This is a genomic window from Methylophilus methylotrophus DSM 46235 = ATCC 53528, from assembly GCF_000378225.1.
Taxonomy (GTDB): domain Bacteria; phylum Pseudomonadota; class Gammaproteobacteria; order Burkholderiales; family Methylophilaceae; genus Methylophilus; species Methylophilus methylotrophus.
Genome location: NZ_KB905142.1, coordinates 403,295 through 414,718, shown reverse-complemented (window position 1 = coordinate 414,718; position 11,424 = coordinate 403,295). Strand labels below are relative to the sequence as shown.

The window sequence follows — 11,424 nt, the reverse complement described above, 5'->3', positions numbered from 1 at the left end:
TGATCGCTACTGCCGGAGGCGCGGTGTTCACAGTATAGGTCTGTGTATCAGTTGCAGTCGCACTGTTACCCGCCGCATTCGTCGTGGTCACGCTAGCAAATACTGTACTGTCAGCATCAGCTGCCAAATCAGCACCAGGCACGCCAATCGAGAATTTGCCTCCATCAAGTACACTACCTGTAAAGGTCTTGTTATTGATCGTCAGGGTCACGGTGTCACCCACCTTGAACTGGCCACTCACAGTACCAGTCACAGGAATAGAAGCAGCTGTAGATTCCGCAGCGTTCACAATCCCATCACCAGCTACGTTCGCATCCAGGCTGATCGCCAGCGCTGGTGGCAACAGGTTCACAGTGTAGTCTTGGGTATCGGTTGCGGTAGATGTATTACCTGCGATATCAGTAGTTGAAACTTTGGCATCAATTGTTTTATCAGAATCAGCCGCTAGATCAGCACCAGGCACGTTAATGGAGAACTTACCTCCAGCCTGAACAGTCCCCGTGAAATCCTTGCCATTGACTGTCACAGTGACCACATCACCTACTTTAAATTGCCCACTGACAGTACCAGTGACTGGAATTGCAGCAGCTGTAGACTCAGTGATGTTCACGATACCGTCACCAGCCACATTTGCATCCAGACTGATTGCGAGTGCGGGAGGTGTCAATGCTAGTGCATAGGCTTGCGTATCGGAGGCTGTAGCATTGTTGCCAGCATTGTCTACAACGGTAATTTTTGCCTCGACAGTACGGTCAGCATCAGCAGCCAAGTCTGCACCGGGCACGTTAATAGAGAACGATCCATTAGCAGCAACTGCGCCGGTAAATTCTTTGCCATTGATTGTTAAAGTAACGATATCCCCAGCTCTAAATTCGCCGGCGACAGTTCCTTTAACAGCAATCGCTGGTGAATTTGATTCTGCGATATTTACAACACCATCACCAGCAATGTCAGAATCTAAAGTGATCGTAACCATTGGAGCATCAGCATCTACAGTAAAGGTCTCACTGTTCTTCGTACTTACATTACCTGCAAGGTCAGTCACTGTAATTAAAGGCGTATAAACCTTACTGCTTAATGGAACGGCATTGATGTCTTTTAGACTCAGGCTCCATACCGCTGTCCCATTTGGGCCAGCCGTCACTGTCGCGCTATATTTATTACCGTCAATGGTCACTTCAACCTTATCAGTAACTTTCTCTGTAGTTCCGATTAAAGTTGGTAGGGTATTTTTTGTAAGATTGTCAGTTTGGCTTGAACCTGTATCATCAATGATAGTTTCTGGTAACTGGCCGCTAATTTTGGTCAAATCTGGGGGTGTTATATCTACATCATAAGTTCGATTAGTTGTCGCAGTTGTGGAGTTACCCGCAGTATCCGTGGTCGTAATCTTTGCATCTACGGTTTTGTCGGAATCAGCAACTAAATCCGCACCAGGCACACTGATAGAAAACTTTCCATCAGCACCAACCGTACCAGTAAATTCTTTGCCATTCACAGTAATTGTGACTGTGTCACCACTATTAAACTCGCCAGTCACTTTACCGGTGACAGGAATTCCCAAAGACTGTGATTCGATCAGGTTAACCACACCATCACCTGCAATATTAGAATCTAAAGTAATATTGAGACTTGGCGCAGTACCATCAACCGTAAATTCTTCGCTTGGCTTAGTTGTCTCATTACCAGCCAAATCTGTTACCTTAATAGTTGGTTCGTATTTGCCATCCGGCAGATTTGCACCAATTAAATCCACTGTCCATACGCCTGTCCCATTGGGGCCAGCTGTTACAGTTGCATTCAATGGTCCAATTGTGACTTGGTTGTTAGTAATCGGATCATTGTACGTAATTGAAACTTCAACTTTATCGGTTACTTTCTCTGTCGTCCCAATCAGAGTAGGTTCGCGATTGCTAGTGATATTGTCGGTTTGGCTGACACCTGTGTCATCTTTTATAGTCTCTGGCAACTCACCCTTAATGGCATTAGCGTCTGGTGGAGTCGAGTCAATGATCGCCGAGTCGGAATTTGGAGGCGATGTCTGGCCAGATTGATTAGTAATGGTTGCTGTGACAACAAGAGTGTCACCCTCAGCAGGCACAGGGACAGAAATTGTTACGAAGCCATTTGAAATATCTGTACCAGTTAACGGGCGATTAATCGTCCCTGTGTTATGTGTCAAATTGACCACATCGCCAGGCTCCATTCCAGCCGGTAAGGTCACACGAGCATTAGTGAAACCTGGATTACCCGAACGTGCTAGCTCATTTTTATTAAGATATCCGTCATTGTTGACATCGCCCTCAAGAGAAACACCAGGTGCTCCGCTAGCAGGCGTTAGAAAAACAAAGTTTGGAGGAATACCACCCTGAGTTGGGCCGCCAACAAAGCCATTACCACCATCATAAGTTGCAGAAGAAGGTCCTTGAGTTTGAATGCGATCCAAATTTACAAAGGTTGCATTACCATCACTACCAGCAGCACCAGCGGCAGGATCTTCAAGCACTTCAGTAATATCACGACCTTCATTTAATGCCGTTAATACTGCATCAAATACCGCTTGATTTACTGCATTTTCGGTAACATCTGAGACATCCACTTGCGCCAGATTGTCAGTAATCTTAACTGTTTGCGCTTCCGCGATATTGACAAGCTCGCCATTTGCCAATTTCACAGAGACGATAGCACCAGAAGCAGTGATGACTTTATCCCCTGCATGTAGCGCTTCACCTATTTTCAGCATATGACGATTGCCGTTGGTATCTACTACGATAGCCATACCCTGAATATTAGTAACAGTTCCGATTACTGTAGCCATTTTTATCCTCACTTATGGTTGAGACAATTCTGATAGTGTCGTATTAAACTTGAATACAAAACGGAAATCTATTGTACTGAAGTACAATATTTGATCGAAGCACGCACGCCATTTCCCTTAAAACAATAAAAGAGAGACATAAAAAAAGCGGCGCCTTTTGGCACCGCTTTTTTACTTTGGATTAACCAAAGTCTTTAATAATTATACTTACCGATTACTGTGCAACCGACTGGAAGCGTATGATTTCCACACGACGGTTAGCATCGTTACCATTAACGGGGTCGTTCTCAGCAATTGGCTGTGAGAACCCGTATCCTTTGACAACAAGGCGCTGTGCATCCATGCCTTTTTTCACCAGATAATCAGCAACAGCTTTGGCACGCTTCTCTGAAAGCAGCAAATTGTACTTCTCTTTTGAAGTGTTACGTTTGTCAGTATGGCCTGCAATCTCAACCTTGTCATTACCCCATTCTTTAACGACATCATAAACAATATCCAGATCGGCATAAGACTCTGGCAAGATGATTGCGCTGTTTGCCTGGAACAAGATACGAGGAGTAAACTTCATTGTCGCTTTTTCAGTCTTGGGCTTAAATGCCTCACCTTCCCAAGGCTTAGCGTTTGCTAACAATGCGGCCTTGTCTGGCACGACTTGTGCAGGTACTACCGCCTTACAGACGTTTTCACGGTCCATGTATTCTTCACGCGGATACTCACCAACATCAGTACGTGTTACACCAAGCTTGCTTAGCAAAAGACCTTGTCCAGCGTAAGTCCTGGCATAAGCCGTATTCAAATCCATTTCAGCATTAGTGAAATTACGACGCGCCTGGAAATATTCGTTTTCAGTATCCAATAAGTCAAGCAAGGTGCGCTGACCGATATCATATTGTTTACGATAAGCCAGACGGGCATTTTCAATCGAATCCTGGTGTTGCTTGCGATAAGCTACTTGCTCACTTAACTGCTTGATATTATTGTACGCAATGGCTACCAGTTGACGCGTATCAATACATGCCTTATCGCGCAAATCATGAGAGCGATTCAAGGTCTCAACAGCGGAGTCCAGATTAGACTTGTCAGTAAAACCATTAAAGATGTTCCAGCTTGCGGTTACCTCAAGCGTATCTGCAGCTAGAGTACTATTTCTGCTTTTATCGTTGACATCAAGTATTTTACGACCTTGCAAATCTAATCTCGGCATGAAAGGCGCTTTACGACCTGTCACTGATTTCTCAACTGCAATAATATTTTCGATGGCGGCCAGAATATTAGGGTTCTGCTTGTAGGCTGTTTCCAGTACTTGATCGGCACTCTGCTGTAGACCGTCACCGGTCATCATCACCTCATTGAGATTTTCAGGGGGCAATTCACCGACAAGGCGTTGAAAACGTGCTGAAACATCATAGAGGTTATTCGTTTCTGTCACCAGATTTGCCTCAGCGAGGGCCAGACGACCAGTCGCTTGTTCAAGATCCACCTTTTTGCCTACACCAGCATCCACTCGCGATTTGATTTTGTCAAAAACCTGCTTATGCACAACAAAATTGTCTTGCGCATAAGATACCAAACGACGGAATCGGATCAAATCATAGTATGCAGCAGCAGTATCTAGCGCAATCCCTTGCATCTGCCCTTGCAATTCGTAAAAGCGTGATTTGGCAACATGATCTAAACGGCCAACCTCTGAAGGCGTCGCCAAACCGTCAAAAAGCATTTGACGTAAGGTCAGCGTAGACTGCTGGTTGGGTGTATTGGTATTGTTGACATTAGGTACCAGTCTTTCCTGATTCCTAAATGTTTGATCAACCGTCAGGTTGGGCAGATACCGACCTTTGGCCGCTGCCTCATCCAGCTCTGCCGCTTTAAAAGCATGAAAGCTCGCTTGTACTTCCGGGTTTTCTGCTACCGCTTTCTCAATGATTTTTTCAAGGCTTTCGGGGCTTGCTGCCCAAGTCACTGATGAATATGAGAACACGCTCAACATGAGCGCAAAGGTAATTTTTTTTAGTTTCATGTGCAGACTCTTAACAAGTTATAAAGATTCATCCTCAATCAGTATAACCACGGAATTATGTCGGCACAAGCGTAGATAGCCTATCAAAGGGATAGGCAAAAGAATGTTTTAGTGAAAAAAGTCACAAATTTCGGTTGTAAGAAACCACAAAACAGTAAAAAGTCCCCAAATAAACGTTAATTTTCAAATAAAAACATAAAATAAAAAAATTTATCAATTAAGAGTTAAGCGGTACTTTATTTAAGAAACTTTCTTTCATATCATTTTCATTCGAAAAATGCCCTTGGTTTGCCTGGCCTTGTAATACTAATGCCAAATGCAAACGATCACGTACCTTCAAGGTATCAAATACGGAAGTAAGATGCGCTTTGACAGTTCGCTCAGAGATTGAGAGCGCCCTGGCAATCTCTTTGTTGCTATTGCCTTTGGCTGCTTCCAGAGCGACTTCTCGTTCACGCTTAGTCAAACCTTCCAAGACCTCTTCAGCCACATTTGCCTGACGATTACCTCGTGTAGTCAATGTAATCAAATGTTTTAGCAGATCTCTTCCCAGCCAGACGCCACCTTGTGAAACGACGCTATATACCTCTTTAAGCACATGATGATGTGCATAGGCATGCAAATAGCCTACTGCCCCCACTTCGAGTGCTTGCATCGCTTCTGCTTGATCAGGGTTGTTTGATAAAACAATCACTTTGGCAGAGGGTAGAAAGTTGAGTACCTGCTGCACATGTTGCCGCCACTGGGCGCCATGTTCAATTTGGGCATGTACCCAAATCACAGAAGCTCCGGCAATATCTGCTGAGACCACCTCCGAGATTGTCGTTGACTGAGGAAAAGCTTTGAGCCATGACTCTATTGACTCTTTTAATGTTGTTATAAATATATGCTTCATAGTATTAGCGCTCAGTTAATGCGTAAGATTTAGCTTTTAACACTGGTTTCAATAAGTATGACAGCACTGTTTTCTTCCCTGTCAAAATGTCAACCTGTGCCACCATGCCAGGAATAATGGGCAAATGATCGCCCAGATTATTCTTGTTTGTCCTTACCTTAACGACATAATATGCGTTTCCTTTATCGTCTATGGTGGAATCTGCTGCAATATCTTGCACATATCCATCTAAACTGCCATAAATAGTGTAATCATATGCCGTCAACTTCACCACTGCAGGTTGTTGCGGACGGATAAATGCAATATCTTTGGTTTGAATTTTTGCTTCAATCACCAGCGCATCATCTGAAGGCACCACTTCCATGACCTCTTTGCCTGGTTGAATGACGCCCCCTACAGTGTTGTAATAAAGTTTACTGACTTTGCCGTTGACGGGAGATGTCAACGTTGATTGCTTGACCTTATCAGAAAGCGCCAGGCTTGACTGTGTCAGGCTATTAATCTTAGCTGTCGTTTCATTCAAATCTGTCCGAACTTTACTTAAAAATGATTGTTGAGCCTCTGACACCTTGCGGCGTGCTTCAGAAATTGCAGCAGTCAGTCGAGCCATTTGTGCTGAAGCCTGGTCTATATCGCCTTTGGCGCGGTTGGCATCACGCTCCAGCCTGAGAATTTCGATCTCGGAAACAGCCCCACTGCTTAACAATGGCCGATTAGCAGCCAGCTCTTTGTTAGTGGAGTCATAGGTTTTGATCGCCACTTCTTTTTTGAATTGTACTTCTGACAGCTCCCGCTCGCGCTGTGATAACTGATCTCTCGCAATATTGATTTGGGAGTTCAATTCATCACGTGCGGCATTAAACAGCTGCAGCTCCTGTAAATAAGTATCTGGGGCTTTCTCTTGCACCTCGGTCGGCGGGTTAAAGCTACCACCATTAGCCAGTGCTTTCAATCGTGCTTCTTTGGCTCTCAGTGATAAATACTGACTTTCGTTTTCTTTTAAGGAAGAAATTGCCCGGGTTTCGTCGATCTTAATGAGCGGTTGCCCCCGTTTAACGGTAGCGCCCAATTGCACCAGAATATCGACAACGATACCACCATCCAGGGACTGCACGACTTGCACTTGACGCGACGGAATCACACGACCTTCCCCACGCGTCACTTCATCGACTTGCGCCAGGCTTGCCCAAACCAGCAACACCAACAAAATGGCAAAAATGCCATACATGATGAGCTTGGCGTGCAACATGGTATCTTCCACCATGACATCATGCGCTTGCTCGCTCCACGTGCGCGATTCTGCCGTGTCGGTTTTGACTATTTTATCGACAAGCGCATGCACCGGTTTACCAAGGCGCACCCAAATACTGTCTGGCTTGGTAATCTGTCCGATCTGATCGTATATTTTTTTTGCCATCTTATCTAGCCTTACCCACTTTGCCTGCACGCAATGCGGCGGTCACATCTTCTTTATTACCGTCAGCCACAATCTGGCCAGAGTCAATCACAATCAAGCGTTCCGCCAGTTCCAGCATGGCATTGCGGTGACTGATGACAATCAGTGTCTTGCCTGCGGCAGCTTCAGCAATGTTACGTTTCACGGTTTCTTCACCAGAGTGATCCATGGCACTGGTGGGTTCATCCAGTAACACGATTTGCGGTCTGGTGACAAATGCTCTGGCAATACCAACACCCTGGCGCTGACCGCCTGAGAGTGTATCGCCACGCTCACCTACCTCCAGGTCAAATCCTTTAGGATGTGTATTCACAAATTCGGCAATACCGCCCACTTGCGCAGCTTGCAGAACCGCCTCGTCATCGGCATGCTGATGGCGCAAGGTAATATTGTCGCGCAGCGTACCGTAAAACAGATGATTATCCTGCTGTACATAACCAATACAGCGGCGCAATTCTGCCGGGTCAATCTGTCGTGCATCGATGCCATCAATCAAGATCGCGCCTTCGGTTGGTTGATACAACCCTAAAATCAACTTGTTAATCGTGGTTTTACCGGAACCCATACGGCCAATCAAACCAACATGCTCTCCAGGACGAATCCTGAAAGAAATACGGTTTAGCGCCAGCTCATCTGAACCGGGATATTTAAAGGAAACATTTTTAAACTCAATTTCGCCTTTAAATGCGGGCCTCGATAGAAAACTGACCTCTTTGCTACGCTCTACCGGCTTACTCATAATGTCTTCAAGAGACTTTAAAGAAGTGGCGGCGGTATGGTATTGCGTAAACAAGCTGGCAATTTGAGAGATGGGCGCCAATGCGCGGCTTGTCAATTGTGAGCACGCAATCAGTCCACCCATGGTCAAATCACCATTGGAAATCAAGTAGACACCCAGGATGATGATGGCCACACTGATGATTTGCTGTAAGGCATAAGAACCGTTAGTGATTGAAGAAGACAACAGTTTGAGTTTGCTGCCGACTTCAGATAAGAAGAGCGCACTCTTTTCCCATTTCCCCTGCATCTGCCCTTCGACACCCATCGATTTGACGGTTTCCAGTCCAACCAGGCTTTCAATCAGGGCGGCATTGCGCTGGGCACTTGCACGGTACATGGTTTCAGATAAATCGTGCATTTTGGTTTGCACGCTTAAGGAATAAACCAGAACGATGGTCCCTCCCACCAAAGCTGGCAAGACCATATAAGGACTGATCCAGGCAATCACGATGAGAAAGATAATACCAAAAGGTAAATCAATCAGTGTGACCACCGTGGCAGATGTGATGAAATCTCGCACACTTTCAAATGACCGCAAATTAGAAGCAAACGATCCGACAGAGGTAGGCTTCGCTTCGTACCGCGTGCCAAGTACCTTTTCCATGATCTGCGAGCTGAGTTTTACATCGATGCGGGCACTGGCCCAATCCAGGAAATAAGCGCGCATAGAACGCAGCAACAAATCCCCCAGCACGATCAGGCCAACCCCAATCCCAAGCACCCATAAGGTCTCTACCGCCTTGTTTGGCACCACGCGGTCATACACGTTCATGGTAAACAGCGGCATGGCGAGCGCAAATAAGTTAATCAGGAAAGCCGCAACCATCACGTCGCGGTAAATGCCTTTATTCTCGGCCAGCGTCCCCCAAAACCAGTGTCTGACTTTAACTCTGCCGACTTCTGGCGTGCGTGCGTCAAAAATAAAGTTCTGCTTGGTGACCAAGGCATAACCGGTGTATTCCGCAGCCAGATCAGCCAGGCTCATGGTCAGTGGTTCAGGGGACAGATCAGGAAATACGACTTGTGCGAAATGCTGGCTATCATCCACTTTGAGCAATTGGCAGGCTCGATTGTGATTGAGTAACAGGGTGATATCGGCCTGCGGCTGCAGCAATGCAGGAATGGCTTCCTGTTTGACGCTGACATCCAGCCGCAATCGTTCGGCTGAGCGTTTGAATAATTCGGGGTTAAGTTTTCCATTTTCCAGCGGCAAGCCAGAAGTCAAAGCATCCCGTGTCGTCGCCAGGCGATTGTGACGGCAAATATAAAGCAGACACTCCAGCAGAGTGTCTTTCTCGGTTTTATTAAAAAATTGCGTCGTTTCCATGGTAGCTGACTTGTTATTATCCTTATCCGAGCAAAATCATTTTCTGATTGACCGACTATTGATTGTAGGGATGGTCAGACAAGATCAAAACGACGAGTATATGGCATAACACCCCCGAATTACAAAAATTGACAGTCTCACAGTACCCCGAACTGCAGATCCTCCTGCACAAAAGGCCCGGTCACCGCTTCTATGCCCACCGCGTTCAAACTATCAAGCTCTTGCTGATCCTGTACGCCCTCTGCGATTGGCACAATCCCCATGGTGCGTACCATCATGCACAAACCACGCATCAAGGACTGCTGCTGCGGCCTTAAGTGGATGTCGCGAATCAGCGACGCATCAAACTTGATGTAATCCAGTCCAAGCTCATGCAAATCGCCCAATTGTGCTAATCGGGTCACGACATGTTCCACACCCATCATGCACCCCAGCGATTTCACCAGATAGACAAACTCCCTGAATTTCATAAAATCACTAAAGGCGGCTTCTTCGGTCACTTCAAAACTCAGGCGGGACGGTTGTTTCACCGTCAGAATCAAGGCTTGCAGCTTGTCCTTGTATTCATCGCTGCGCATGGCGGCGGCCGATACATTGACACTCAGGCTGGCATTATTTTTCGTCAGCATGTCTACCGCATATTCCAGTGCCAGGCCATCCAGCGTTTGGATCATATGGAGTTGGCTGGCCCAATCAATAAATGCGCCAGCTGCCAGCCACTGATCTCCCTCATCAATACGCAAGCGCAATGGGCACTCGTAGTGGTACAAATGCTGATCTCGCTGCATCACCGGGAAACAAGCCAGCTTGATCTGTTTGAGTTCAATCGCCAGCAGGAATTGTTCTTTCCATTGATTAAGGTAATTTTTCCTCGAGGTGACGATACTGTTGGCATTCATCAGGCGCATAGGCACAGCCGCTTGGTCTTCAGCCAAATCCAGAATAAACTGCATCACACGATGCACATCAACAAAATCATCGCCTTTTTTGGTTTTAGTATGTGCGAGCACAAACTGGAACTGTAACAACTGTTGTGACGCGTTCAGTTTTTCCAGCACCAGCTTTAACTCCGTTGTCACGGCAAAATCATCCAGCGGCTGACGGCTGAAAATACCGAAAACCCCTCCCGAAAGACGCCCGCAAACTACATCCTGGTAATGCGCCATCTGCTGTTGAACGGCATCACCTACTTTCTTAATTAACTGGTTGGTCACACTATAGCCCAACTGCTTGTCGATCTCAGGCAGATTACGCAGTTGAACCAATATCAACATGCCCTCAACAAAACCATCATTTTTCAGGGCAACGGAAGCGGTATTGGTGAAATGCGACTGGTTCATCAACCCAGTGACTTCATCATAGTTGATTTGCTGGTTAAAGGTATTCAAGCGCTCGGATTCCGCCGTGACCATGGATTTGACACGGTCGGACAGCGTATTCATGGTACGCACCAGCTTCTGGAACTCCTCAGTTGCCGGCTCTTCAATCGTGATGTATTTACGTTCGCCCAATGCCTCGGCTTGCGCAATGACATCATCCAGTGGTTTGAGAATTCTCTTGAGCCACAAGCCCGAAACCACATAGCTTAAAAAGGCGACGACCAGTGTCCACAAAACAGCATGCCGCGAAGTCTCCCATAACTGGTCATAAGCCAGCGAGGGTTCGCTCTCTAGCACTAAAGTGCCATACTGTTGCCAGCCGGACTGGATATTGGCGATGCCTGGCTGAATGCTGATAGAAAATACAGACTGGAACCAACGTGGTGCCACAGAATGCGGATTTTGATTGACCCGCTCAATCATGGTCTTGTTATCGGGAGAAATGATCGCGATACGACGATAGTGCCCCATATCAAATTGGGCACTGACAATCAGCTCTACTGTCACGTTGTCTTTTTGGATATTTGAAAGCGTGATTGCCAGGCCATTCGCATTATCATTATTTTTCTTCTGTAACTGTTCAGCCATAAAGCGGTGGTCGTCGTACACGCTTAAGAACAAACATCCCGCCGCAACCATTAAAATAATGACAGAAATCGCAATTCGTATTTGTTTTACCAAAGACATTTGAAAGCCCTCTTACTTTCCTGGGGTAAACCGGCCAACCACCCGGCATCAGCACAGGTGTTGTT

6 protein-coding genes are annotated in these 11,424 nt (G+C 46.3%); all 6 read right to left on the bottom strand.

The features are described from left to right. Positions 1-2,818, bottom strand: a 2,818-nt coding sequence (locus F463_RS14215) for a retention module-containing protein (RefSeq protein WP_154650034.1), incomplete at its 3' end; no start/stop codon positions are given. A gap of 214 nt (positions 2,819-3,032) precedes the next feature. Further along, positions 3,033-4,835 carry a TolC family outer membrane protein gene (locus tag F463_RS0108470; protein WP_018986645.1) on the bottom strand — a complete coding sequence of 601 codons (1,803 nt, stop codon included), beginning with the start codon at positions 4,833-4,835 and terminating at the stop codon, positions 3,033-3,035. 217 nt (positions 4,836-5,052) lie between these two features. Then, positions 5,053-5,730 (bottom strand): LuxR family transcriptional regulator, encoded by a 678-nt coding sequence (locus tag F463_RS0108465; RefSeq protein ID WP_026295446.1) that lies wholly within the window; start codon positions 5,728-5,730, stop codon positions 5,053-5,055. A gap of 4 nt (positions 5,731-5,734) precedes the next feature. After that, positions 5,735-7,147: an HlyD family type I secretion periplasmic adaptor subunit gene (locus F463_RS0108460; RefSeq protein WP_018986643.1), complete on the bottom strand. Its 1,413-nt coding sequence runs from the start codon at positions 7,145-7,147 to the stop codon at positions 5,735-5,737. Position 7,148: 1 nt separating this feature from the next. Beyond that, positions 7,149-9,293, bottom strand: a complete 2,145-nt coding sequence (locus F463_RS0108455; RefSeq protein ID WP_018986642.1) for a type I secretion system permease/ATPase — start codon at positions 9,291-9,293, stop codon at positions 7,149-7,151. Positions 9,294-9,430: 137 nt separating this feature from the next. Then, complete coding sequence (locus F463_RS0108445; RefSeq protein WP_018986640.1) at positions 9,431-11,359, bottom strand: bifunctional diguanylate cyclase/phosphodiesterase; 1,929 nt, start codon at positions 11,357-11,359, stop codon at positions 9,431-9,433. Between the last annotated feature and the right edge of the window lie 65 nt (positions 11,360-11,424).

Bases quoted from the DNA above. Each gene is read 5' to 3' on its own strand.
- F463_RS0108470 (WP_018986645.1), bottom strand. From the start codon at position 4,835: ATGAAACTAAAAAAAATTACCTTTGCGCTCATGTTGAGCGTGTTCTCA.
- F463_RS0108465 (WP_026295446.1), bottom strand. From the start codon at position 5,730: ATGAAGCATATATTTATAACAACATTAAAAGAGTCAATAGAGTCATGG.
- F463_RS0108445 (WP_018986640.1), bottom strand. From the start codon at position 11,359: ATGTCTTTGGTAAAACAAATACGAATTGCGATTTCTGTCATTATTTTA.
- F463_RS0108455 (WP_018986642.1), bottom strand. From the start codon at position 9,293: ATGGAAACGACGCAATTTTTTAATAAAACCGAGAAAGACACTCTGCTG.
- F463_RS0108460 (WP_018986643.1), bottom strand. From the start codon at position 7,147: ATGGCAAAAAAAATATACGATCAGATCGGACAGATTACCAAGCCAGAC.